A 23,411-nucleotide genomic window follows, 5' to 3' on the forward strand; every position below is an offset into this window, starting at 1 on the left:
ATGGAAATTGTGACGAATTATTTCAAAGCGCGGCTAACTTTAACAGCAAAATTGCCACTTTGGCACCATTTCCATCCGGCCGGTTTTGAATATCGATACGGCCGCCATGTTCGTCGACGATCTTTTTCACCATCGCAAGTCCGAGGCCTGTGCCGCGCGGCTTGGTGGTGATGTAAGGCTCGAATGCGCGGTTCATGATCTTCGCCGTGAATCCGGGTCCATTGTCGGTGATGGTCAGGCGCACCGCAATGCCATCATTGCCATCTCCGTGCTGAAAGCGGATTGTCTCGGTTAATACATCGATGCGCGGCGCGCGGCCCGCACTTTCGGCAACCGCATCCTGCGCATTCTGCAGCAGATTGTGTATGACCTGGCGCAGTTGCGTGGGGTCGCCCATCACCTGCGGCAGGCCGGGTGCCAGCGATGCATGGATGGCATGACGGTCATCGCCGGCGACGTACAGATGCAGGATTTCCTCGACCAGCGCATTCAGGTTCAGCGGCGAGAGCACCGCCGGCGGCGTCTTCGCATAGTCGCGGAAATCGTCGACCATGCGCTTCATCGCCGACACCTGGTTGACGATGGTGGCCGTGCCCTTGTTCAGCATGGCGGCGTCCTGCGGCGCGAGCTTGTCCTCCAGCTTCATCTGCAGACGCTCGGCGGAGAGCTGGATCGGCGTCAGCGGATTCTTGATCTCGTGCGCCAGCCGGCGCGCCACTTCGCCCCATGCGATCGAGCGCTGCGCCGAAATCACGTCCGAAATGTCGTCGAACACAACGATGTAGGCGGTCTTTCCCGCCACCGGCAGATGCGAGCCGCGTGCCAGCAGCGTGAGGTCCTGGTCGGCCGCGCCGCCGTCGATGCGGCGCGGCACCTCGATCTGGCGCTGCCAGTGCGATGCGTTCGTGCCGGAGCCGACTGACGCCGCGCTGGCGCTTTGTTCGGAAAACGCCTTGGTGATCGCATTGGCCAGCGGCTCCAGGCCGTCGATCGCGGTCAACGGCTGGCCGATCCAGGGATCGAATTCGCGCGACAGGATGCGTTCGACCGACTCGTTGCAGGTGACGAGCCGGAACTGGCTGTCGAGCACCATCACGCCTGCCGACATGTTGGCCAGCACCGATTCGAGATAGGCTTTTGCGTTCTCCAGTTCGGCGCGGTTCTTCTCGACCGACGCGCGGGCGTCGGCTAGCTGGCGCGTCATGGTGTTGAACGATTGCGTCAACGTGCCGAGCTCGTCGGAGGTGGCGACGATGGGGCGCGGCGAGAGGTTGCCTTCGGCCACCGCCTTGGTGCCTTCGGCCAGCAGCAGCAGCGGCTTGGCGAGATCGCCGGCGATCAGAAACGCGCCGGCGATCGCGCCGAAGATCGCCAGCAGCAGGGTCAGCGTCAGCGTCACGATGTAGATCTTGCGCAGGCCGGTGCGCGCCAGCGATCGTTCCTGGTATTCGCTGTAGGCGGCGCGCAGCGCTTCCGCGTTCGTCGCCAGATGGGACGGCACCGGCTGCATCAATTGCAGATAGTAGGATTCGTTCTGCAGCGCGAAGCCGCTGCCGCTGGTCGGAATTGCGACCACCACACGCAGGCGCAAGCCGTTCTGCGCATTGGCCGACGCGGCGCTTGCCGTGCCCGGATCGGCGGCGCTTTCGGGAAGGTCGATGTTGCTTTCGATGGCGGAAAAGCCGCGCGTCAGGCGCGCCTGACGCAGCATCGCCGCGCTCGGCAGTTCCGGCACCAGTGTGGCGAGGCGGCCGCCGACGGTGGCGACCACCTGTCCACCGGACGTGACGATCGTCGCTTCCTGCTGCTGGCTGGCGTCGCGCAGGCGCGATAGTTGCGTCACCAGTGTCGATTCGGACAGTTCCGACAGCTCCAGCGCGATGCTGCGCGCCTTGGTGTGGAGATCGGCCAGCGAGGCGTCGAGCGCGGTGCGCCCGAGCGTCAGGCCGGATTCGAGCGCCGCTTCGACCCGCACGTTGAACCAGGACTCGATCGAGCGCGACACGAACTGCACCGACACGATATAGATCACCGCGCCCGGCAGGATGCCGATCAGCGCGAACAGCAGCACCAGTCGCGCCATCAGCTTCGAGCCGAACTCGCCGCGCTTGTGGCGCCGGTACAGGCGCGTCAGCAGCAGCACAACCAGCGCCAGCAGCGCGACCGCCATCAGGGCATTCAGGCCGAGCAGCCAGGGATAATGCTTGTCGAACAATGCCGAGTTTTCCGAGGCCGATGCCAGCAGGAACAGCAGGATGCTGACGACCGCACCGCCGACGACGAGGAAGTAACGCAGATACCGTGGCACGACTATTCCGCCCTGAAGGTGAAGGTTTTCCAGTCGGAGGAAAGGCGCCAGTCGCTGCTGTTGATGGCGTGTACCTGGAAGGGCTTGGGCAGACGGGCCACGTCCAGCCCCATGCGGACCGCGACGTTGTAGACCTCGCCCGGCTTCAGTGCGCCCTTGTCGGCGATCAGCCAGCGGCTCGGCCGCCGGACCAGCGACAAGGCATCCTCCAGCGTGACGAAACTCTGCTGCAGCCGTCCGCTGGCGGAGGCGTGATACTGGCGCGTCAGCACGTCGTAGGAAATGCGGATCGTGCGCGAAGCGGAAATCGCCTTTTCATCGAACCAGTACCAGCGCGGCCGTGTCAGTTCGACTTCCGTCGTGAAGTACAGCGGGATGCCGCGCGTGATTACATCCTCCAGTCCGCGCGTCAGATCGAAGGAAAATTTGGTCGCCAGGCGGTAGCCTTCTTCCGTGCTTTCGATATTCGCCGCCGTGATCTCGACCACTTCCGCGGCGCGAGCGGGCAATGGTGAAAAGGCTGCAGCCAGCAGCAACGCGCTCAGGAGCCAGCCGATTGCAAGAGGGAGAAGTCTGCGCGTCACTCGTTTGTGGCGCGGACCGATGGGCGAGGCGCCACCGGTTCCGCCGAAAAAGTTTGAAGGATGCCGTCAGGCAGCGGTCTTTTGAAACAGTGCGTAATACAGGCCGTCGTGATCCTGTTCGGCCGACGCTGCGGGCAGCAATTGTCCGGGCGCCTCCAGCCGTGTCGCGCGGTGGCGTGTTGCAAAATCGGCAGCCTGCATTTCCGATTCCTGCGGCCAGATGGAGCAGGTCACAAACAGCAATTTACCATCGGGCCGAAGCATCTGCCAAAGGTTGTCGAGAATTCGCGCCGAAACTGTTGCAAGCCTGGCAGCGTCGTCGCTGCGGCGCAGCCAGCGGATGTCGGGATGCCGCCGCACGATGCCGGAGGCGGTGCAGGGCACGTCGGCCAGGATGCGGTCGAAGGGCTTGCCGTCCCACCAGCCGGTGCGGCCCGCATCGCCTGTCTTGAGCGTGGCGGCCAGTTGCAGGCGCTGCAGATTGTCGTCGACACGGGCGAGCCGCTTCGGATCGCTGTCGAGCGCTGTCAGATCGACATCGGCGCATTCGAGAATGTGGCCGCTCTTGCCGCCCGGCGCGGCGCAGGCATCGAGCACGCGCATGCCGTCGTGCAGGTCGAGCAGCGGCGCAGCCAGTTGCGCGGCGGCGTCCTGCACCGATGCCAGTCCTTCGGCGAAGCCGGGGATTTGCGCAACCGGTACAGGCCTGATCAGCCGCACGGCATCGGGGCCGACCTGTGCGGCATTCAGCTGATTCGCCGCCAGGGTGTTCATGTAATCCGTCACCGTGGTCTTGCGCCGGTTCACGCGCAGGGTCAGCGGCGGTGCCCCGTTGCCGATGCGCAGAATCGATTGCCAGTCGGCGGGGTAGGCGGCCTGCGTCGCATCGATCCACCACGCCGGATAGTTCCACTCGACTTCCGGCTGCCTCAATACCTGCGGCAACAGCGTGCCGCGCTCGCGCAGGAAGCGGCGCAGGACGGCGTTGACCATGCCTTTCGCGTGCGCGATCGCGCGCTCGGCGGCTGCCGCGTTCACCGCCTGATCGACCACGGTAAACGATTCGTAGGGCGTGTCGCCCGCATCGTCCTCGGGATCGGAAACGAGCGCCAACGCGCAGCACAGCAAGGCATGCAGCAGGACCGGCGTCGGCGGCTTGCTCGTCAGGCGCGACACGAGCGCTTCCGCGCGCGCGAGCCGGCGCATGGTGCGATAGGCAATGTCCTGCATCGCGCCGCGTGCCTGCGGCGTCGCATGGGTTTGCGCGAATACGGTGGCAAGCGCCTGCGGCAGCGCGGTGCCTTCGCGCACCTGGGCGACCGCGCGCGCTGCGCCGAGCAGGCTGAAGGCGAGCGAATCTGTTTTCAATTGAGGTGTGGACAAATCAGTTCTTGGTGAGTGCGAGTTTCAGGCCGAGCGCGACGAAGGCTGCGCCGACGCTGCGTTCGAGCCACAGCTTTGCCTGCGGATTGTTGCCTGCGCGTCGCGCCAGCGTGCCCGCGAGGAATGCGGTGCCGCTGTTCCAGCACATGCTGATGACGGCAAAGACGATGCCGAGCACGAGGAAGGCGAGCATCTTCTGCGACGAATCGCCGTGCACGAATTGCGGAATGAAGGCGAGGAAAAACAGGATGACTTTCGGGTTGAGCACATTGGTCACGACGGCCTGCCAGAAGATCGTGCGCAGCGGACGTTCCTCGCGCACCGCGATCGATGCCGACAGGTCGGCCGGTTTCGCCAGCAGCATGCGGATGCCGAGATACACCAGATACGCGCCGCCGGCCAGCTTGATCGCCATGAAGGCGGTGGCCGACGCCGCGAGAATCGCACTCAGGCCGAGCGCGGAAGCGATGGCATGCACGCAGCAGCCGACCGAAATGCCGAGTGCCGACATCAGCCCGGCGGCGCGGCCCTGCGCCACGCTTCTGCCGACGATGTAGGCGGTGTCGGGGCCGGGGGTGGCGTTGAGCAACAATACCGCCGCGCAAAACAGGCCGAAATCGGAAATGCCGAGAAAATTCATGATTCATTGCACCGCAGGCGGTGCTGCACAAAGGGGATGCCGGAATTGTAGCCGCTTGCGGCCTTCCTTATGCCACCCGTGATTCGACGCTCTCCATGCGGTTCAGCCATTGACGGACATCGTCGAAGACGTGCTGCGCTTCCAGCTCATTGAAGAGTTCGTGGTAGAAGCCGGGATAGCGGTGCATGGTGCCGACGCCCGGCGCAAGTCGTGCAAAGAATGCATGGCTGCCCGCCGGATCGACGAGTCGGTCGTCATCGGCGACCACCATCAATGTCGGTATGGCAAGTGTCGCCGCATGGGCATGTGCAAACGCGATGGCTGCCAGCATGCTGCCCAGCAGGCGTGCGCTGATCTTCGGATGCACCAGCGGATCCTTTTCGTATGCGGCCACGACCGCTGAATCGTGCGACAGATAGCGCAATTGCAAGCCGTTCGGTATGCCGAATCCCGGCGCGACCGCGCGCATTGCCTTCAGCAGCAGCTTTTGCATTCCTGACATCGGCACGGCCAGCGCGGGCGAGGACAGGATCAGGCCGCGCAAGGGCGACAGTGCAGCGGTGGCGAAGCGCGCCGCGAACAATCCGCCCATGCTGTGACCGAGCAGCAGCGGTGGTTCGTCGAACTGCCGCGCAAAATCGTCCACCACCAGCTGCGCGTCGCGCAGGATTGTTTCCTCGTCCGGCACGTCGCCGCGCGCACCCTCCGACCGGCCATGGCCGCGATGGTCATAGCTGCGCACCGACCAGCCGCATTCGTTGAAGAAGCGCGCGATGTGCGCATAACGTCCGCAATGCTCGCCGAGTCCGTGCATCAGCACGACGCCGCCTTGCGCGTTATCAACGGGCCAGTCGGCGATGAACAGGCGCGTGCCGTCGCTGGCGGACAACTGCCCGTCGCGCGGACCGCTCATCAAACGCCCCACATCACGTCGCGATTGTCGCGTTGCGCGGCGCGCATCATTTCCAGCAACGGATAGGCGCGGGTGGAAAAGCTGACGGTCTTGGCCCGCTCTTGCTCGTTGTCGTCGTCGGCATCGCCGTCGCGCGTATCGCTATCGCGCTGTGTGGCTTCCAATTCCGGATGTTTTTTGCTTTCGGCAATTTCCGCTTCCAGCCGCGCAATGGCATCGGGCAATTCGGCGGCGGTGAGGATGCCCTTGCTGACGTCCTTGTGCAGCAGATCGAGGATGCGCTTGGCATGCTCTTCATACATCAGCACGTCGGCTGCGGCTTTCGACTTGAATGTGACCAACATGAAGCCTCCACAGGTCGGGGAATTCGTTGAACATGAATCAACCTTAGCACGACTTCCCGGATTCGCCATTGGCCAAAGTGTCATGTTTTTTGCGGCTGCGCGCGGTTCGCCAGAAAGGCGATGAAGGCTGCGAGCTGACAGGCGAGGCACAGCGCGAAGGCGGCGCGCATGGCATCGGCGGGCAATGCGCCACGGGCCTTGAATGCATCGATCAGCAGCCCGATGCCCCACTGCACGACGAATGCGCCGACGAAGAGCGTGAGGTTGTAGGCGCTGTTGGCGCGGCCGGCCAATGCCGAGGGGAAAGAAAGGCTGACGCTCGACTGGATGAGTGTCGTGACGGTAATGAAAAACGCAAACGCGATCCACAGCATCCACGCCCACGAGGTGGCAAGAAAGAGGATCGTGGCCTGCACCAGCAGCGATCCCAGCAGCATGAACGTGATGGCGCGCGTGGCCGGCCAGCCATGGCGACCATCGTGCGAAACGAAGCGCGGCATCCACCATGACGCGCCGAGATACGCCAGCATCAGGCAGAAATTGAACGCGAACAGGATTTCCGCCATGCGCTCCTTGCTCATGCCGAGCACCGTCGTCATCCACGGTCCGATCCACAGCGTTTGCAGCGCGATGAAGCTGCCGTGGCTGATGAAGCCGATCACGGCGGCGCGGCGGAAATAGGGATTGCCGAAAATCTGCCGGTAACCGTGTTCCGCGCCTTGCGCATTGCCTGCGACGGCATGTCCGTGCGGCGTGGCGCATGCGGCTTCCACATCCCGCAGCACGACATGGATCGCGGCGGCCGCCAGCACGATCATGCCGCTCATCACCCAGAACACGCCGCGCCAGCCTATCCATGGCAGCGCCGCATTGACCGGCACCGTGGCGGCCAGCGCGCCAGCGGTGCCGGCTACCAGCATCCAGCTCGCCAGCTGGCTTTGCCGTTCCGGCGCGAACCATAGTCGGTACGCCTTGTACGACGCCATCAGGCAGGCCGACACGCCGACTCCGATCAGCGCGCGCCCGAGCAGCAGGCCGGACAGCGTCGAACTCATCGCGAAGATCGCCGCGCCCGCTGCCGCAAACAGCAGCAGCGCCGCTTCGGTCCTGCGCGGCCCGTACTTGTCGAGCCAGATGCCGAGCGGCAGTTGCAAGGCGGAAAAGGTGAGGAAATACGTGGCCGACAACAGGCCGAGTCCGGAGTTCGTCAGACCCACGTCGTCGATCAATGCCGGCGCGATGACGGCATTGATCGAGCGAAACGCATAGGACAGCAGATAGCCGAAGGCGAAGCACAGATACACCCGCACGGCCGCGGCGCCAGTCAGGCGGCGCACCTCAGTTGACCTTGAAGGAGCTGAAGAAGGTGTCGACCGCTTCCGGCGTCACGGACTTTTCCGGGCCGAGGATGATGGCCTGGTAGACCCATTTGCCCTTCGTGGTGAAGCGCGCGAACAGCACGGTCGGCGGGTTGTCGGCGCTTGCCGCTTCGATGTCGATGGCATTGGGCGCGGTTGCCACGCCGCCCACTTTTTCTTTCCTGATCGTGCCCTTGATGTTGTTCACCATCGCGGTCTTCATCGCATTGAGCGCGTGCGGCGCCTGCGACGCATCCGCGAGTTCGGCGCTGCCGACGGCGTAGCTGACGTCATCGACTTCGGCGGCGGTCATGGTCATCGTCACCTGCAAGCCGTCGAGATTGACCGGCCGCGAAAACGAGGCGGGCTTGGCCGGCATCAGCACGCTGTACGGCGCATTGCTGCCTTGCACCTGACGCCAGTTGAGTGTCGGACTGCAGGCCGACAATGCGAGCGCGGCGGCGATGCAGGCCGCGCCCAAGAGAGGGGAAAGGGAAGATTTCTGCATGAGCGGAATGGTAGCAGGCGGCGCGTAATCAGGTTGCGCATCGTTCCTGCCCGCAGCTCCTCGTCAGGCAGTGCGAACGGCGCGGAAGGTGCGTATCCCCAGCATGACGCCCATGCACAGCAGTGCGATGCCGACCAGAATCTGCATGTCCGGCATCTTGCCGCGCAGGATGAAGGCGTACAGCAAGGCGGACAGCGTTTCAAACACGATCAGCTGGCCCGCCAGCGAAGTCGGCAGATGCTGGCTGGCGCGATTCCACAGCAGGGTGCCTAGCCACGAGGCGCACAGGCCCAGCACCAGCATCAGGCCGATGAAGGGCAGCGGGCGCGGGCCGAGCGGAAATGCATAATCGCTGCCGGAAAAATATACATACACGCCGTAGCCGATGAAGCCGATCACGGCCAGCGGCAGCGTCGCCAGGCCTTGCGCGGTGGCCCAGGTCGAGGAACGGATGTGCGGATGCAACTTGAGGTGGCGCGCATTCATGATCGGATACCAGGTCCATGCGGCGACCGCGCCGACGGTGATGATGCAGCCGAGCGCATAGTCGGACAGCGGCCGTCGGCCGTCGAGGTGCCGCAGTTCGCTCGCGTTCACCAGCATCAGGCCCATGAAGATGATGATCAGAGAAGGCGCCAGCCGCTTCCATGCCACCGCTTCGGACGGATGGCCGGGCGACCAGTTGGAGCAGATCGAAATGACCACCGGCAGCGTGCCGATCAGCATCGCCGGCAGGGGCGCGTCGGCGAGCTGGATCGCGGTCGCCAGCGCGGCGTAATAGAGGATGTTGCCGACCAGCGCGAGCTTGAAGGCGGCGCTCCAGTCGGCTCTTGTCAGCCTTGCAATGCGCTCGCGGTCGAAGAAGGCCGGGACCAGCGCGATCAGGCCGAAGCCGACATAGCGTCCGAACGACAGCACGACACCGGGATAGTCGGCGAGCATCAGGGGCGCGACGAACACGAGGCCCCACATCAGGCCCGCGCCAAGTGCGCAGAGAAAACCGATCAGCATGGAATGGCGGAGACGAGGGTGAGCGATGGGACGGATTATGCGCGCCTGCCGGCGACCGGTCTTGTACCGATTTGCTGTTGGTACTGCGCCGGCGTGACGCCGTAGGCGCGCTTGAACCAGCGGTTCAGATGGCTCTGGTCGGTGAGGCCCACGGCCAGCGCCGTTTCCGATGGCGCGGCCTTTTGCGCCAGCAGCGACTTGGCGCGCGCGGCGCGGCGCGCCTGCACATACTGGTGCGGCGTGACGTGGAAGGCGGCGGAAAACGCGCGCACGAAATGGAACATCGACAGCCCGGCCTCCGCTGCCAGCATGTCGATGTTCAGGGTCTGGTCCAGCTGCGCCTCGATGCAATCGAGCACGCGCTGCATCGAGGCCTTGCGCCGCATCTGGTGTGCCGATTCCTGCGTTGGTTTCTGCTGCAGCGCCTTCGCATTGCGGCCGTAGCGCACCACCATCGCATCGATCAGCCGCGTGAAACCGGAGACGAACGCGAGATCGTCCGGCGCGTGCCACAGCTTGCGGAAGGTCGCGTGATAGGCCGCCGCCAGCGCCGGATCGTGCACTGCCGCGTCAGGGAAGAAAGCTTCGCTGCCCGTCATCTCGCGCAGCGTGTCCGGCTCGATGTACAGCATCTGATAGGTCCAGCCGGCATCGACCTCGGCCTGCCCGGTGTGCAGCTCATCAGGGTTGAGCAGCACCAGCGTGCCGGCCGGCGCCAGATGTTCCGCGCCCCGGTAGCGGAAACGCTCGACGCCCGCCTCGATCGCGCCCAGTGAATAGCCGTCGTGCACGTGCGGCGCGAAGGCGTGATCCACCAGCCGCGCCGAATACAGCTCCACGCCCGGCAGATGCGGGCTGGACTTGAAGGTGACGAATTCGGAGGGGTGATGGAACATGCGTCGTGCGTGATAGGGCGTCGGCTCCACGCCATCATAAATCCTTATCGCTGTCCGTGCGGCAGCGTGTCACGTTCGTTCGAGAAAACGTTTGACGACGAGCTGTCTGGTCGCGGCGAGCACCGCGCGCAAGACCTGCGCCAACGAATGACGCCGGTAATGCTCACTGGCAAATGCCACTTCCGCGTCGGCGTGCGCCGCGATCGCGATCCAGCCGCTGTCGGCCATCAGATGCGCGCAACCCTCGTTCAGGAAAAAGCGCTGCTGCAGCAGTTGCTCGCCCAGCCATGATGGCGCGGCGGCAATCGTCAGATCGCCGCGCATGGCGACAATGACAACACCGCGGCTGACATGCAGATGCAGCGACTGTCCGCTGCGTAAGCTTGTGGATGCAGGAATGCTGTGCGGCATGTTTCTTCCCTTTCGTGATGAATCAATCGTCATGACGAAATGGTAGGACTCGGGCGGCACAGGCAACAGGCACAGGACGCGATCGACCGGACCATAACAGATGGCGCACGGCGCATCTGTTATGGTTCAATTTGCCGTCATCTATATCTGTTCCGCACTTCATGAATAAGCGATCATGCGACATGGATTCGCAAACTCTCTACCGGCAGCTGGCAGACCACTATCTGGCCGCGATCAAGGCCGGCACGCTGGCGCAGGGCGAGCGCATGCCGTCCGTGCGTTCCCTTATGCGCAAGCATGCTGTCAGCCTGTCCACCGCACTGCAGTCCCTGCGCCAACTTGAAAGCGAAGGCTGGGTCGAGGCACGCCCGCGCTCCGGCTATTTCGTGCGCAGGCCGTGGAGCAAGACCATTCTGCCGCTCGAGGAACCGAGCGTCTCGCGGCCGCCCGATCCGGCGCAATACGTCGGCATCCATGCCCGCGTGTCGGAATTCATCGCGCAAGGACGCCGCCATCCGGTGAAGGTCAATCTGTCGGGGGCGCGTGCCGCACCCGAGCTGTATCCGGCGGAAGAACTCAAGAATGCCGCGATCCGCGCGTTGCGGCGCGAGCCCGGCATGCTGGTGCGCGGCACTTCGCCCGGCGGCAATGCGCACTTCAGAACGGTACTGGCCAGGCGCGCAATGGAAAGCGGCATGGTGCTGTCGCCGGACGACATCACGGTCACGCATGGCTGCAGCGAAGGACTCAATCTTGCGCTGCGGGCGGTGGCGCAGGCGGGGGATGTCATCGCGGTCGAGTCGCCCGCGTATTTCGGCCTGCTGCAGATCCTCGAAAGCCTCGGCCTGCGCGCGCTGGAAATCCCGACCAGCGCCACCACCGGCCTGTCGCTCGATGCGCTGGAACTGGCCATGCGCACCTACGACAACATCAAGGCGGTGGTGGTGGTGCCGCATCTGCAGAATCCGCTGGGAAGTATCATGCCCGACGAGCACAAGCGGCGCCTGGTGCAACTGTGCGAACGCCGCGCTGTCCCGCTGATCGAAGACGATTGCTATAGCGACCTCGTTGATGTCGCCGCGCCGCTCAATGCAGTGAAGTCCTGGGACCGCAGCGGCAACGTCATCCATTGCGCATCGCTCAGCAAGACCCTCGCGCCCGGCATGCGGCTCGGCTGGATGGTCGCTGGCCGCTGGCAGGCACGGGTGACGATGCTCAAGTATGCGCAGTCGCACGACAACGAGGAATGGTCGCAGCTTGCGGCGGCTGATTACATTGCCTCGCCCGCCTTCGAACGCCATCTGCGCCGTCTGCGCACCGCACTGCGGCAACAGCGCGAGCGCGTGGCCGAGGCGATCGCCACCGCCTTCCCGTCCGGCACGCGGTTGAACATGCCCGATGGCGGCCTTACGCTATGGCTCGAGCTGCCGAACAAATTGTCATCGGACAAGGTGTTCGAGGCAGCGATGCAGGAAGGGATACTCGTCGCGCCCGGCGCCATGTTCTCCAACTCCAGCCGCTTCGATCATTTCCTTCGCATCAGTTGCGGCTTCCCCCACACCCGGGATATTGAAGAAGCGATGCGCCGCCTCGGCGGAATCGTCGCCATGTTGTCGCGCAAGGCGGCCTGAGTCTATTGCTCGCGCAACGCGCGGCGGTACTGGATCGCCTCGGCGACATGTGGCTGGCCTATCGTGGCCTGTCCCGCCAGATCGGCAATCGTGCGGGCGACCTTCAGCACGCGGTGGTAGGCGCGCGCCGACCAGTTCAGGCGCGTCATCGCGGTGCGCAGCAATTGCTCGCCTTGTGCATCCGGTTTGCAGTGCGCATCGATTTCCGTGGTCGACAGCGCGTGATTGCCCTTGCCCTGCCGTGCGATCTGCGCCGCAAACGTGCGTTCCACGCGTGCCGCGATGGCGCTGGAAGGCTCGCCATCGGCCTGCTTCAGCAAATCCTCGTGCGGCAGCGCGCCGACCTGGATCTGCATGTCGATGCGGTCGAGCAGCGGGCCGGAAATCCGATCCTGGTAGCGCGCCACGTTGTCCGGCGTGCAGCGGCATTTGTTGGAACTATGACCGAGAAAACCGCAGGGGCACGGATTCATGGCAGCCACCAGCTGGAAGCGCGCCGGGAAGTCCGCCTGCCGCGCCGCGCGCGAGATCGTGATGTGGCCCGACTCCAGCGGTTCGCGCAGCACTTCCAGCACTTTCCGGTCGAACTCGGGAAGTTCATCGAGAAACAGCACGCCGCGATGCGCCAGTGAAATCTCGCCCGGACGCGGCGTGCCGCCACCGCCGACCAGCGCCACGCCCGATGCCGTGTGATGCGGCGCGCGGTACGGCCGCGCCTTCCAGCGCGCCACCGAAAAGCCGCCGTTGAGCGATTGCACTGCCGCTGATTCCAGCGCCTCCTCATCCGTCATCGGCGGCAGGATGCCGGGGAAACGCGCCGCCAGCATCGACTTGCCGGTGCCGGGCGGACCGACCATCAGCACGCTGTGACCGCCGGCTGCGGCCACTTCCAGCGCACGCTTGGCCTGCGCCTGCCCCTTGACCTCGGAAAAATCGGGATACGCCGCTCGCGCCGCCTCGGCCTGCGCCGTGTGACGCGCCAGCTGCGCATCGCCACCGAGCGCCGCGAAATGCGCGCACACATCCAGCAGCGAATCGGCGGGATGGATCGCCGCGTCCGCGACCAGTGCCGCTTCATCCGCATTCGCGCGCGGCAGGATGAATGCGCGCTGCCTGCCGCTGGCATCTCCCGCGCGATGCATCGCATACGTCATCGCCAGCGCGCCCCGGATCGGCCGCAGTTCGCCCGACAGCGACAGCTCGCCGGCAAATTCATACTTGCCGAGTTCATCGGCAGGCATCTGCCCGGAGGCGGCGAGGATGCCGAGCGCGATCGGCAGATCGAAGCGGCCCGATTCCTTGGGCAGATCGGCCGGCGCCAGATTGACCGTGATGCGGCGCGCGGGAAACTCGAAGCGCGCATTCTGCAGCGCGGCGCGCACCCGGTCCTTCGATTCCTTGACCTCGGTTTCGGGCAGGCCGACGATGGTGAAGGAGGGAAGGCCGTTGGCGAGATGCACTTCGACCGTGACTTCGGGCGCGTCCATTCCGGCCAGCGCGCGGCTTTTCAAGACAGCGAGACTCATTGATGTTGTTGTTGATATTGATGTTGTTCGGATGTCCCGCGATGCGGGGCATGATCGCATGTCGGCGCAGTCAATCAATGCCCATGGCAATGCTTGTGATGATGCGCATGTTCCAGCAGCGACGTGACGGCCTTCACGATCGCAAATCGGATCGCCTGGTCCTTCGTCGGATGATCGGCGAAGCGGACGACGATCGGCCCCACGGTCGCCGAGCTGCTGTGCGCCTCGCCCGTCTCCCTGTGGTAGGCGATCGTGATGTCGTGCTCGATCATCAGGTGCGCGCAGGCATTCCAGTCGCGCGTCCATTGCGGCAGCGCCTTGCTGTCGTCCCACAGGGTGCCGGCGCTTTCGTAGAACTCTTCGATGTTGTGGTGACCGAGCAGTTGCGCCAGATGCCGCTCCTTGGCGACGCAGCTTCGAAAATATTCTTCATCGCTCATGCGCATGGCTTGATCTCCTCGAGTCCGCGAATCGGTGCTGCGATGCAAGCGCGCATGGCGGCGCTGCCGACGCGTGCGACGCATCTGGCACGTCAGGCCAGACGCGCCTCGCTCATTTCTTCAACTGCGCTTCCAGCTCCGCCACGCGCGCTTCCAGTTCCTCCAGTTTCGCGCGTGTCTTGGCGAGCACCTGGCTCTGTACATCGAATTCCTCGCGCGTGACCAGGTCGAGTTTCGAAAACCCCTGGCTCAACATCGCCTTCACGTTTTTCTCGAGATCCTTGGCGGGCGAGCTTTCCAGCGCCTGGTTGAACTTGGCCTGCATGTCGTTGAAGAAATTGTTCTTGTCCATGATGGATATCCTTGAAAAGTGGCATGTTTTGCACCTGCTTGGTGCGCATTCTTGTGGTGCGAACCACGGCGGTGCGTGATGGCCGGTGCGGTAGTGAAAATCGATGCGCGCAGGGCTTGCACAAGCCGGTTGGTGGTAAAAATGATAACGCAATTGCTCCCGAATCGGCTGGCATGAGTTCTGCTAAATGTAGCTTGGAATCAATTTCTATCACTTCCAACAACGACAACTTCCAACGACCAACAGGGATGCGCGATGAAAAAACTGATTTTAGCTTCCGCCGTACTTGCGGCATTTGCCTCGACTGCTTCCGCGCAACAGGCGCAGCCGGCACCCGAGCATACCTTTACTGGCAACGTGGCGGTAGTCACTGACTATCGTTTTCGCGGCATTTCGCAAACCTTCAAGAAGCCGGCCATCCAGGGCGGCTTCGATTACGCCCACAGCAGCGGTTTCTACGTCGGCAACTGGAACTCCAACGTCAGCGGCGTGCAGTATCCGCAAGGCGGCTCCATCGAGATGGACTTCTACGCCGGCTACAAGTTCGAACCGGTCAAGGATGTCACCGGCGACGTCGGCTTCCTGTACTACTACTATCCGGGCGCGAAGGTCGCCGGCACCAGCGAGAAATTCGACAATGGCGAGATCTATTTCGCCGTCGGCTACAAGTGGTTCTCGGCCAAGTACAGCTACGGCGTGACCGACTTCTTCGGCCTGAACAACACGACCGCCGGCCTTTACGCCTTCACCGCGCTGAACCCGAGCGGCAATTCGAAAGGCTCCGGCTATCTCGACCTGAACGCCAACTTCGAAATCGCCGACAAGACCACGCTGAACCTGCATGTCGGCCGCCAGACCGTGAAGAGTTACGGCGCGTTGAGCTATACCGACTACAAGATCGGCGTGGCGCGCGATTTCGGCTTCGCCACGCTCGGCCTGGCCGTGATCGGCACCGATGCCGACAAGGACTACTGGCAGGCCACCAACGGCAGCTCGACCAGGAAACTGGGGGAAACCACGGCCGTGCTGTCCCTCTCCAAAACCTTCTAAAGCGCAAGAGGTTCATCATGAAACTGATTACCGCAATCATCAAGCCGTTCAAGCTGGACGAAGTGCGTGAGGCGCTGTCGGCAATCGGCGTGCAGGGCATCACCGTCACCGAGGTGAAGGGCTTCGGCCGGCAGAAGGGCCACACGGAGCTGTATCGCGGCGCCGAATACGTCGTCGATTTCCTGCCGAAGACGAAAGTCGAAGCGGCGGTGGATGACGCCATCGTGGATCGCGCCATCGAGGCGATCGAGACCGCAGCCCGCACCGGCAAGATCGGCGACGGCAAGATTTTCGTATTCGACTTGCAGCAAGTCGTGCGTATCCGTACCGGCGAAACCGGCAACGACGCACTCTAACGGAGACACAACATGAAAAAACAATTGCTACGCTTCCTCGCCGCGAGCACGCTGCTGTTCGCGGTCGGGTTCTCGCAGTCCGCGCTGGCGGTCGATGCGCCAAGCTCCAAACCCGAGGCGGCGGCCATCAACGGCGCGCCGGCGGCATCCCCTGCGGCGCCCGCTGCCGCCGCGGCGGCTCCGGCCACAACCGCCGCAGCACCGGCTGCTGCCGCACCTGCCGCTGCCGCGCCGGTCGCCAACAAGGGCGACACCGCGTGGATGATGACCGCCACCGTGCTGGTGATCCTGATGACCATCCCGGGCCTGGCCTTGTTCTACGGCGGCCTGGTCCGCTCCAAGAACATGCTGTCGATCCTGATGCAGGTGTTCGTGATCTTCTCGATGATCATCGTGCTGTGGTGCATCTATGGCTACTCGCTCGCGTTCACCGAGGGCGGCAGCTTCATCGGCTCGTTCGATCGCCTGTTCCTGAAAGGCATCACGCCTGAATCGCTGGCGGCTACCTTCAGCAAGGGTGTCGTGATTCCCGAGTTCGTGTTCGTGGTGTTCCAGGCGACGTTCGCGGCAATCACCTGCGGCCTGATCGTCGGCGCATTCGCCGAGCGCATCAAGTTCTCCGCCGTGCTGCTGTTCATCGGTCTGTGGTTCACCTTCAGCTACCTGCCGGTGGCGCACATGGTCTGGTTCTGGCCCGGCCCGGATGCCTACACCGATGCCGCCGCCGCAGAGAAGGCAACCGCAGCCGCCGGCTGGCTGTTCGCCAAGGGCGCGCTCGATTTCGCCGGCGGCACCGTGGTGCATATCAATGCCGCGGTGGCGGGTCTGGTCGGTGCATTCGTGATCGGCAAGCGCGTCGGCTACGGCAAGGAATCGATGGCGCCGCACTCGCTGACGATGACCATGATCGGCGCATCGCTCTTGTGGGTGGGCTGGTTCGGCTTCAACGCCGGCTCGGCGCTCGAAGCCGGCGGCACTGCGGCCCTCGCGTTCGTCAACACGATCCTGGCAACGGCTGCTGCAACCCTGTCCTGGAGCTTCGGCGAATGGATGGGCAAGGGCAAGCCTTCGATGCTGGGTGCGGCCTCCGGCGCAGTCGCCGGCCTCGTGGCGATCACTCCGGCGGCCGGCTTTGTCGGCGTGATGGGCGGTCTCGCCATCGGCTTGCTGGCCGGCATCGTCTGCCTGTGGGGCGTGAACGGCCTGAAGCGCATGCTCGGCGCGGACGATTCGCTCGACGTGTTCGGTGTACACGGCGTCGGTGGCATCCTCGGTGCATTGCTGACGGGTGTGTTTGCCGCGCCTTCGCTCGGCGGCACCGGCATCTACGACTATGTTGCCAACAAGGTTGCCGACGATTATTCGATCGCGGGTCAGGTCTGGATCCAGGCGCAAGGCGTGCTTACCACCATCGTGTGGTCCGGCGTGGTCGCGTTCATCGCCTACAAGCTGGTTGACCTGATCGTCGGCCTGCGCGTGCCGGAAGAGCAGGAGCGCGAAGGCCTCGACATCACCAGCCACGGCGAATCGGCCTACCACTATTGATCGAGCGACAACAACAGTAGTCTCCTCATCCGTTCAAGCGGATTTTGCAAGCGCCTCCGAGAGAGGCGCTTTTTTTCGTCCCTTGCGTTTGAAAAATGCGGCCGCGCCCTGACATGAAACACGTTCCCTTCCCATGAAACTGTCGCCGTCCGAGATTGTCGTTTGTGAAATCGGACGGACTTCATAAACTGTATATTGTTATAACGGTGCTGCCGACGCGAAACAGCGATTCCCGTTAGAATCGGCATCACTTCCAACGTTGCGCCTCATTGCGCACTACATACCGAAGGCTTATATGGTTCCGCATCTCGTCACGGCCCTGAACGGGCCGCTTCTCGACCTCGAAAAGAAAATCCTCGCCGCCACGCCCGCCATCGAGCGCTGGTTCCGGCTGGAGTGGCAGGAACACACGCCGCCGTTCTATTGCTCGGTGGATTTGCGCAATGCCGGCTTCAAGCTGGCGCCCGTCGATACCAATCTGTTTCCCGGCGGCTTCAATAATTTGTCCCCGGAAATGCTGCCGCTGGCGGTGCAGGCGGCGATGGCGGCCATCGAGAAATACTGTCCGGATGCCAAGAACCTGCTGCTGATTCCCGAGCGCCACACGCGCAATACCTTCTATCTGCAAAATGTCGCGCGCCTGACGCAAATCTTCCGCCAGACCGGCCTCAATGTCCGTCTCGGCTCGCTGTCGGACGACGTGAAGGAACCTACCCAGATCGATCTGCCGGACGGCAACACCATCACGCTGGAACCGCTGGAACGCATCAACAACGGTCGTCGCCTGGGACTCAAGAATTTCGATCCGTGCACCGTCCTGTTGAACAACGACTTGTCGTCCGGCATTCCGCCGGTGCTGGAAAACCTGCACGAGCAGAATTTGCTGCCGCCGCTGCATGCGGGCTGGGCCGTGCGCCGCAAGAGCAATCACTTCGCCGCCTATGACGAAGTGGTGAAGAAATTCGCCAAACTGATCGACGTCGATCAATGGATGCTCAATCCCTATTTCGCGAAGTGCAGCGGCATCAACTTCCAGGAACGCGAAGGCGAGGATTGTCTCGCGTCCAACGTCGACGCCGTGCTGGCGAAGATCCGCAAGAAGTACAAGGAATACGGCATCAAGGAAACGCCTTTCGTGATCGTCAAGGCCGATGCCGGCACCTACGGCATGGGCATCATGTCGGTCAAGGATGCAAGCGAAGTCAAGGACCTGAACCGCAAGCAGCGCAACAAGATGTCGGTGGTGAAGGAAGGCCTCGAAGTGTCCGACGTCATCATCCAGGAAGGCGTGCACACCTTCGAGCACATCAACGACGCGGTGGCCGAGCCGGTCGTGTACATGATCGACCGCTACGTGGTCGGCGGCTTCTATCGCGTGCACGCCGAGCGCGGCATCGATGAAAATCTGAATTCGCCCGGCGCGCATTTCGTGCCGCTCGCGTTCGCGCAGCAGCACGCGCTGCCCGACATGCATGCCAAGCCCGGCACCGCCGCGCCGAACCGCTTCTACATGTACGGCGTGGTGGCGCGGCTGGCCCTGCTGGCGGGCTCGCTCGAACTCGAAAAAACCGATCCGAACCCGGAAGTCTACTGACCACTGACGCGTGCCCATGAAACTCGCCTTCCTCGCCGACCCGCTCGACAGCTTCAAGACCTACAAGGATTCGACCTACGCGATGATGGCGGAGGCCGCGAAGCGCGGTCATGCCATTTTCGCGTTCGAGCAGAAGGACATGGCGCTCGATGGCGGCGAGGTGGTCGCGAATGTGAAGCGCATTACGCTCACCGGCGACGCGAAGGACTGGTATCGTGCCGAAGCGCCGCTGGCGATGCATCTGACTGAATTCGACGCGGTGATGGTGCGCAAGGACCCGCCGTTCGACATGGAATACATCTACCTCACGTATCTGCTGGAGCGGGCGGAGGCGAAGGGCGCGCGCATCTTCAACCGGCCGGAGGCGATCCGCAGCCACAACGAGAAACTCGCGATCGCGCAGTTCCCGCAATTCACCGCGCCGACGCTGGTGACCGGCAACGCAGCCAGGGTGCGCGCCTTCCACGACGAGCACAGGGACATCATTCTCAAGCCGCTCGACGGCATGGGCGGCACCGGCATCTTCCGCGTGAAGGAAGACGGGCTCAATCTCGGCTCCATCATCGAAACACTGACCGGCAACGGCAGACACACGATCATGGTGCAGCGCTTCATTCCGGAAATCGCCGAGGGCGACAAGCGCATCCTCTTGATCGGCGGACAGGTCGTGCCGTATTGTCTCGCGCGCATTCCGCAAAACGGCGAAGTGCGCGGCAACCTTGCCGCCGGCGGCCTCGGCGTCGCCCGCGCGCTCTCCGCGCGCGACCGCGAAATCGGCGAGGCGCTTGCGCCGGTGCTTTCAAAGCGCGGCTTGTTGCTGGTAGGATTGGATGTCATCGGTGATTATTTGACGGAGATCAACGTCACCAGCCCGACCTGCTTCCAGGAGATCACGCAGCAAACCGGCTTCAATGTCGCGCAGATGTTCATTGACGCCCTGGAACAAGCAGTGTGACGGCCCGATTGCAGCACGCCGTATTTCGCCCAATGCCCTGAACATGGTTGGTATTCTTCTCCTGACGCACGCGCCGCTCGGCAACGCCTTCATCGAGGCGGCTACTCATGTCTTCCGCAGCCGGCCCGAGCGACTGGAGGCGATCGACGTGCTGGCGGATCAGGATCCGAATGAAGTCAGCCGCAACGCGCGCGAGGCGATTGCCCGCCTCGACGACGGCAGCGGCGTGCTGGTGATCACGGACGTGATGGGCGGCACGCCGTCGAACTGCACGCTGTGCCTGGCCGAGCCGGGCCACGTCGACATCATTGCCGGCATCAGCCTGCCGATGCTGCTGCGCGCGATCACCTACCGCAACGACACGCTCGACGTCGTGATGGAAATGGCGCTCGCCGGCGGACAGAACGGCGCCACGCGTGTCGACAACCGCATTCGCCTTTCGCCGAATTGAATCAACCACAACCAGAACATCAATGATCCAGCAAGAAATCGAAATCATCAACAAACTGGGCCTGCATGCACGGGCCTCCGCAAAATTCACGCAGATGGCAGCGAAGTACAAGAGCGAAGTCTGGATGACCCGCAACAAGCGGCGCGTCAATGCCAAATCGATCATGGGAGTGATGATGCTGGCGGCCGGCAAGGGTGCCACGATCCTGCTCGAGACGGACGGCACCGACGAGAAAGAGTGCTTTGATGCACTGGTCGAGCTGATCCAGAACAAGTTCGGCGAAGGCGAATAAATAGACAAACAAGCAGACAAACAAGCAGACAAATAAGCAGACACATCAGGCAGGCACGCATGGCATCCTTTACGCTACATGGCATCCCGGTTTCGCGCGGCATCGCAATCGGCCGCGCGCATCTGCTTGCGCCGGCGGCGCTCGACGTTCGGCACTACCTGATCGCGGACGAGCAGGTCGAAGCGGAGGTGGAACGGTTGCAGCAGGCGATCGAAACCGTGCATCGCGAGTTGCAGACCATCTGGCGCGAACTGCCGAAGGATGCGCCAGCCGAGCTCGGCGCATTCATCGACGTGCATGCGCTGATCCTGTCGGATCCGATGATCGCGGAGATGCCGCTCGATATCATTCGTACTCGCTATTACAACGCCGAGTGGGCGCTGGTGACGCAGATCGACGAACTGTCGGCGCAGTTCGATGAAGTCGAGGACGCCTACCTGCGCGAGCGCAAGGCGGATATCCAGCAGGTCGGCGAGCGCGTGCTGAAGGTCCTGACCGGCACCGCCGCGCTGCCCGAACCCGATGGCGGTGACGACGCGGCCGCCCGCATGATCGTGGTGGCGCATGACATTTCGCCGGCCGACATGCTGCGCTTCAAGGAACGCGCCTTCGGCGGATTCGTCACCGACCTCGGCGGCCAGAATTCCCATACCGCCATCGTCGCGCGCAGCCTCGACATCCCGGCAGTGGTCGGCATGTACAAAGCCTCGGCGCTGATCGAGCAGGACGACTGGCTCATCATCGACGGCGATGCCGGCGTGCTGATCGTCGATCCGTCGCCGAAGGTGATGGAGCAATACCGCGAGCGGCACGCGCGCTTGATGCGCGAGCGCAAGAAACTCTCCAGGCTGAAGAAGATGCCGGCCGTGACGCGCGACGGCACCGAGATCGCGCTGCTGGCTAACATCGAATTGCCCGATGATTGCCCTGCTGCGATGGAGGCGGGAGCATCCGGCGTCGGCCTGTTCCGCTCTGAATACCTGTTCATGGGCCGCACCGGCTCACTGAGCAAGCTGCCGTCGGAAGACGAGCAGTTCGAGTCCTACCGCAAGGCCGTGCTCGCGATGAAAGGCCGCCCGGTCACGATCCGCACGCTCGACATCGGCGCCGACAAGCCGCTCGACGTGGCGGAACAGACCGCGCTCAATCCGGCGCTCGGCCTGCGCGCGATCCGCTTCTGCCTCGCCGAACCGCAGATGTTCCTCGAGCAATTGCGCGCGATCCTGCGCGCCTCCGCCTACGGCCCGGTCAAGCTGCTGGTGCCGATGCTGGCGCACGGCTTCGAAATCGACCAGACGCTGGCGATGATCGAACAGGCCAAGACACAGTTGCGCGACGCGCATGTGAAGTTCGATCCGCTGGTCCCGGTCGGCGCAATGATCGAGATTCCCGCCGCGGCGCTGACGCTGCCGCTGTTCATCAAGCGCATGGATTTCCTGTCGATCGGCACCAACGACCTGATCCAGTACACCCTCGCCATCGACCGCGCCGACCATGAGGTTGCGCACCTGTACAACCCGCTGCATCCGGCCGTGCTGTACCTCTTGTCCACCACCATCTCCATCGGCGCGAAATACGGCGTGCCGGTTTCTGTCTGCGGCGAAATGGCCGGCGACACCAAGCTGACGCGCTTGTTGCTAGGCATGGGCCTGCGCGAATTTTCGATGCACCCGGCGCAGCTGTTGTCGGTCAAGCAGGAAATCCTCAACAGCGATCTTGATGCGATCGTTCCTCAGACGAAGAAGATACTGCGGACACTGGAGCATCTCGCGATTGCCGAGGCGGTCGAGCGTTTGCGGGCGATGTAGTCGCTCTTGATGCAAAGCTCGCAGAATTCGTAGCGTGGGCACGCAGTGCCCACGCGGCGCAAGGTCGATGTGGTGGCGATGTCGGAGGGTGGATTATGTCCGCGTGGGCACTGCGTGCCCACCCTACCGGGCTCGCCAGATTCCTTTACAGCCACCTTGATTATTTCCTTTTGTGAAGCAAATGATTTTCTTCGAGCTTTTGAATTAGGCTGTCAGCAAAAAATTCAGCTCTGCTTTTGTCAAATCTATAAAAGCTTGGCACGTCCACACTGATCGTGGCACTCCAAACATTTACTCGGAGGGGCTTCCCGTTGTCTTCATTGACCGAGTCCGAAAGAGATACCTGAAAAATCACGAAGCCTTTGCCCTGATTCCGAAATGTCCCAGCGCTTTTCGCGTGTATTCTCAATATTTGCGGCCCGGTCCAATTCAGATTGGGAACCAATATCGACACTATCATTGGTGGGTCTGCTTTGGCGCGTTTCTTATTGGGTGTCGCAGAGGATGAGATGCTTTGATCGGGGGTGGAAATCGTTTCGATCTGTTGTGACAACACATCGATACCACGTTCAGCGAGTTTCGAAGATACGACGGGAATTAGATGTTCACCAAAAGTATCAAACTCTTTCGATGAAAGAAATGACCGGACCGCTTCGTCTTTAAAGTCATTCTTCGTTAGCGACACATATTGTAAAGATACCTTTTGCAGCTGGTTACCTTCATACTCTGAGAGAGCAAATTTACCAGGAGGGGTGTTGACGGTAGTGCATGCATTAATAGTCAGGCATGCTAAAAGAATTGCAAATGTACGCAGCATCTTCATATGAATTTCAACAGTTGTTTAGGTTGAATTATGTAAAAGGTAAAGCATGGTTCACAGTGAACCATCGGAATTAAGACCTGACCGAAAAATTGATTTCGGACCAAAGTGTATATGGAACCGGGAATGATTCAGAACTTTCCGATTCGGCGATGACTGTTGATACTGCTTGTCTGCGTTCGGGTGTTCTGTACTCAGCCATTTTGCACTGCTAATGCACTCCCGGTCTTGCCCC

At 62.6% G+C, this 23,411-nt stretch carries 24 protein-coding genes; 9 read left to right on the forward strand and 15 right to left on the reverse strand.

Annotation, left to right across the window (positions count from 1 at the left end):
• Positions 1-22: 22 nt before the first annotated feature.
• The 11 genes from D3870_RS01150 to D3870_RS01200 form a co-directional block, all read right to left on the reverse strand.
• Positions 23-2,308, reverse strand: coding sequence for a sensor histidine kinase (locus tag D3870_RS01150; RefSeq protein ID WP_119735972.1), 2,286 nt, complete (start codon positions 2,306-2,308; stop codon positions 23-25).
• A 2-nt stretch (positions 2,309-2,310) separates the two neighbouring features.
• Entirely contained in the window at positions 2,311-2,892 is a 582-nt protein-coding gene (locus D3870_RS01155) for a DUF4390 domain-containing protein (protein WP_242489811.1), read from the reverse strand.
• Between the two features lie 66 nt (positions 2,893-2,958).
• Positions 2,959-4,275: a 16S rRNA (cytosine(967)-C(5))-methyltransferase RsmB gene (rsmB, locus tag D3870_RS01160; protein ID WP_119735976.1), complete on the reverse strand. Its 1,317-nt coding sequence runs from the start codon at positions 4,273-4,275 to the stop codon at positions 2,959-2,961.
• A gap of 1 nt (position 4,276) precedes the next feature.
• Positions 4,277-4,915, reverse strand: coding sequence for a LysE family translocator (locus D3870_RS01165; protein ID WP_119735978.1), 639 nt, complete (start codon positions 4,913-4,915; stop codon positions 4,277-4,279).
• Between the two features lie 67 nt (positions 4,916-4,982).
• Complete coding sequence (locus tag D3870_RS01170; protein WP_119735980.1) at positions 4,983-5,828, reverse strand: alpha/beta hydrolase; 846 nt, start codon at positions 5,826-5,828, stop codon at positions 4,983-4,985.
• Positions 5,828-6,172 carry a DUF1840 domain-containing protein gene (locus D3870_RS01175; protein ID WP_119735982.1) on the reverse strand — a complete coding sequence of 115 codons (345 nt, stop codon included), beginning with the start codon at positions 6,170-6,172 and terminating at the stop codon, positions 5,828-5,830. Before D3870_RS01175 ends, D3870_RS01170 begins: the two co-directional genes overlap by 1 nt.
• An 80-nt stretch (positions 6,173-6,252) precedes the next feature.
• Positions 6,253-7,509 carry an MFS transporter gene (locus D3870_RS01180; protein ID WP_119735984.1) on the reverse strand — a complete coding sequence of 419 codons (1,257 nt, stop codon included), beginning with the start codon at positions 7,507-7,509 and terminating at the stop codon, positions 6,253-6,255.
• Position 7,510: 1 nt separating this feature from the next.
• On the reverse strand, positions 7,511-8,038 hold the full coding sequence (locus D3870_RS01185) for a hypothetical protein (protein ID WP_119735986.1): 528 nt from the start codon (positions 8,036-8,038) through the stop codon (positions 7,511-7,513).
• Positions 8,039-8,101: 63 nt separating this feature from the next.
• Positions 8,102-9,049: a DMT family transporter gene (locus D3870_RS01190; protein ID WP_119735987.1), complete on the reverse strand. Its 948-nt coding sequence runs from the start codon at positions 9,047-9,049 to the stop codon at positions 8,102-8,104.
• Between the two features lie 35 nt (positions 9,050-9,084).
• Positions 9,085-9,945, reverse strand: coding sequence for an AraC family transcriptional regulator (locus D3870_RS01195; RefSeq protein WP_119735989.1), 861 nt, complete (start codon positions 9,943-9,945; stop codon positions 9,085-9,087).
• 69 nt (positions 9,946-10,014) lie between these two features.
• Entirely contained in the window at positions 10,015-10,356 is a 342-nt protein-coding gene (locus D3870_RS01200) for a hypothetical protein (protein ID WP_119735990.1), read from the reverse strand.
• Between the two features lie 182 nt (positions 10,357-10,538).
• On the opposite strand from D3870_RS01200, the gene D3870_RS01205 reads away from it, so the two are divergent.
• Complete coding sequence (locus D3870_RS01205; protein ID WP_119735992.1) at positions 10,539-11,987, forward strand: aminotransferase-like domain-containing protein; 1,449 nt, start codon at positions 10,539-10,541, stop codon at positions 11,985-11,987.
• Between the two features lie 2 nt (positions 11,988-11,989).
• On the opposite strand, the gene D3870_RS01210 is transcribed toward D3870_RS01205, so the two are convergent.
• From D3870_RS01210 to D3870_RS01220, 3 genes are all read right to left on the reverse strand, one after another.
• The gene (locus D3870_RS01210; protein ID WP_119735994.1) at positions 11,990-13,513 is read right to left on the reverse strand and encodes a YifB family Mg chelatase-like AAA ATPase; all 1,524 of its coding nucleotides are present in this window, start codon (positions 13,511-13,513) and stop codon (positions 11,990-11,992) included.
• 74 nt (positions 13,514-13,587) lie between these two features.
• A complete protein-coding gene (locus tag D3870_RS01215; protein WP_119735996.1) occupies positions 13,588-13,959 on the reverse strand; it encodes an aminoacyl-tRNA synthetase in 372 nt (123 codons plus the stop codon).
• 106 nt (positions 13,960-14,065) lie between these two features.
• Positions 14,066-14,305, reverse strand: coding sequence for an accessory factor UbiK family protein (locus tag D3870_RS01220; RefSeq protein ID WP_119735998.1), 240 nt, complete (start codon positions 14,303-14,305; stop codon positions 14,066-14,068).
• Positions 14,306-14,560: 255 nt separating this feature from the next.
• Here D3870_RS01220 and D3870_RS01225 point away from each other — a divergent pair, with 255 nt between their 5' ends.
• The 8 genes from D3870_RS01225 (at position 14,561) to ptsP (ending at position 22,356) form a co-directional block, all read left to right on the forward strand.
• Complete coding sequence (locus D3870_RS01225) at positions 14,561-15,355, forward strand: TorF family putative porin (RefSeq protein WP_119736000.1); 795 nt, start codon at positions 14,561-14,563, stop codon at positions 15,353-15,355.
• Between the two features lie 17 nt (positions 15,356-15,372).
• On the forward strand, positions 15,373-15,711 hold the full coding sequence (locus D3870_RS01230) for a P-II family nitrogen regulator (protein WP_119736001.1): 339 nt from the start codon (positions 15,373-15,375) through the stop codon (positions 15,709-15,711).
• 12 nt (positions 15,712-15,723) lie between these two features.
• The gene (locus tag D3870_RS01235) at positions 15,724-17,256 is read left to right on the forward strand and encodes an ammonium transporter (protein ID WP_119736003.1); all 1,533 of its coding nucleotides are present in this window, start codon (positions 15,724-15,726) and stop codon (positions 17,254-17,256) included.
• A gap of 295 nt (positions 17,257-17,551) precedes the next feature.
• Positions 17,552-18,850: a glutamate--cysteine ligase gene (gene gshA, locus D3870_RS01240; protein ID WP_119736005.1), complete on the forward strand. Its 1,299-nt coding sequence runs from the start codon at positions 17,552-17,554 to the stop codon at positions 18,848-18,850.
• 16 nt (positions 18,851-18,866) lie between these two features.
• Entirely contained in the window at positions 18,867-19,805 is a 939-nt protein-coding gene (gene gshB, locus D3870_RS01245) for a glutathione synthase (protein ID WP_119736007.1), read from the forward strand.
• A gap of 43 nt (positions 19,806-19,848) precedes the next feature.
• A complete protein-coding gene (locus D3870_RS01250; protein ID WP_119741504.1) occupies positions 19,849-20,256 on the forward strand; it encodes a PTS sugar transporter subunit IIA in 408 nt (135 codons plus the stop codon).
• Between the two features lie 22 nt (positions 20,257-20,278).
• Entirely contained in the window at positions 20,279-20,548 is a 270-nt protein-coding gene (locus D3870_RS01255; RefSeq protein WP_119736008.1) for an HPr family phosphocarrier protein, read from the forward strand.
• A gap of 59 nt (positions 20,549-20,607) precedes the next feature.
• Positions 20,608-22,356 (forward strand): phosphoenolpyruvate--protein phosphotransferase, encoded by a 1,749-nt coding sequence (ptsP, locus tag D3870_RS01260; RefSeq protein WP_119736010.1) that lies wholly within the window; start codon positions 20,608-20,610, stop codon positions 22,354-22,356.
• Between the two features lie 160 nt (positions 22,357-22,516).
• Here the strand turns inward: ptsP and D3870_RS01265 are convergent, their stop codons facing one another.
• Complete coding sequence (locus D3870_RS01265; RefSeq protein ID WP_119736012.1) at positions 22,517-23,179, reverse strand: hypothetical protein; 663 nt, start codon at positions 23,177-23,179, stop codon at positions 22,517-22,519.
• Positions 23,180-23,411: the final 232 nt, after the last annotated feature.

Source organism: Noviherbaspirillum cavernae (assembly GCF_003590875.1).
Classification (GTDB): Bacteria; Pseudomonadota; Gammaproteobacteria; order Burkholderiales; family Burkholderiaceae_D; genus Noviherbaspirillum; species Noviherbaspirillum cavernae.

Excerpts from the sequence above, each read along its gene's own strand:
- D3870_RS01215 (WP_119735996.1), bottom strand. The coding sequence starts at position 13,959 with ATGCGCATGAGCGATGAAGAATATTTTCGAAGCTGCGTCGCCAAGGAG.
- D3870_RS01210 (WP_119735994.1), bottom strand. The coding sequence starts at position 13,513 with ATGAGTCTCGCTGTCTTGAAAAGCCGCGCGCTGGCCGGAATGGACGCG.
- D3870_RS01165 (WP_119735978.1), bottom strand. The coding sequence starts at position 4,915 with ATGAATTTTCTCGGCATTTCCGATTTCGGCCTGTTTTGCGCGGCGGTA.
- D3870_RS01265 (WP_119736012.1), bottom strand. The coding sequence starts at position 23,179 with ATGAAGATGCTGCGTACATTTGCAATTCTTTTAGCATGCCTGACTATT.
- D3870_RS01190 (WP_119735987.1), bottom strand. The coding sequence starts at position 9,049 with ATGCTGATCGGTTTTCTCTGCGCACTTGGCGCGGGCCTGATGTGGGGC.
- D3870_RS01205 (WP_119735992.1), top strand. The coding sequence starts at position 10,539 with ATGGATTCGCAAACTCTCTACCGGCAGCTGGCAGACCACTATCTGGCC.
- D3870_RS01225 (WP_119736000.1), top strand. The coding sequence starts at position 14,561 with ATGAAAAAACTGATTTTAGCTTCCGCCGTACTTGCGGCATTTGCCTCG.
- D3870_RS01250 (WP_119741504.1), top strand. The coding sequence starts at position 19,849 with ATGGTTGGTATTCTTCTCCTGACGCACGCGCCGCTCGGCAACGCCTTC.
- D3870_RS01200 (WP_119735990.1), bottom strand. The coding sequence starts at position 10,356 with ATGCCGCACAGCATTCCTGCATCCACAAGCTTACGCAGCGGACAGTCG.
- D3870_RS01255 (WP_119736008.1), top strand. The coding sequence starts at position 20,279 with ATGATCCAGCAAGAAATCGAAATCATCAACAAACTGGGCCTGCATGCA.
- D3870_RS01175 (WP_119735982.1), bottom strand. The coding sequence starts at position 6,172 with ATGTTGGTCACATTCAAGTCGAAAGCCGCAGCCGACGTGCTGATGTAT.
- D3870_RS01195 (WP_119735989.1), bottom strand. The coding sequence starts at position 9,945 with ATGTTCCATCACCCCTCCGAATTCGTCACCTTCAAGTCCAGCCCGCAT.
- ptsP (WP_119736010.1), top strand. The coding sequence starts at position 20,608 with ATGGCATCCTTTACGCTACATGGCATCCCGGTTTCGCGCGGCATCGCA.
- D3870_RS01230 (WP_119736001.1), top strand. The coding sequence starts at position 15,373 with ATGAAACTGATTACCGCAATCATCAAGCCGTTCAAGCTGGACGAAGTG.
- gshA (WP_119736005.1), top strand. The coding sequence starts at position 17,552 with ATGGTTCCGCATCTCGTCACGGCCCTGAACGGGCCGCTTCTCGACCTC.
- gshB (WP_119736007.1), top strand. The coding sequence starts at position 18,867 with ATGAAACTCGCCTTCCTCGCCGACCCGCTCGACAGCTTCAAGACCTAC.
- D3870_RS01235 (WP_119736003.1), top strand. The coding sequence starts at position 15,724 with ATGAAAAAACAATTGCTACGCTTCCTCGCCGCGAGCACGCTGCTGTTC.
- D3870_RS01220 (WP_119735998.1), bottom strand. The coding sequence starts at position 14,305 with ATGGACAAGAACAATTTCTTCAACGACATGCAGGCCAAGTTCAACCAG.
- D3870_RS01185 (WP_119735986.1), bottom strand. The coding sequence starts at position 8,038 with ATGCAGAAATCTTCCCTTTCCCCTCTCTTGGGCGCGGCCTGCATCGCC.
- D3870_RS01170 (WP_119735980.1), bottom strand. The coding sequence starts at position 5,828 with ATGAGCGGTCCGCGCGACGGGCAGTTGTCCGCCAGCGACGGCACGCGC.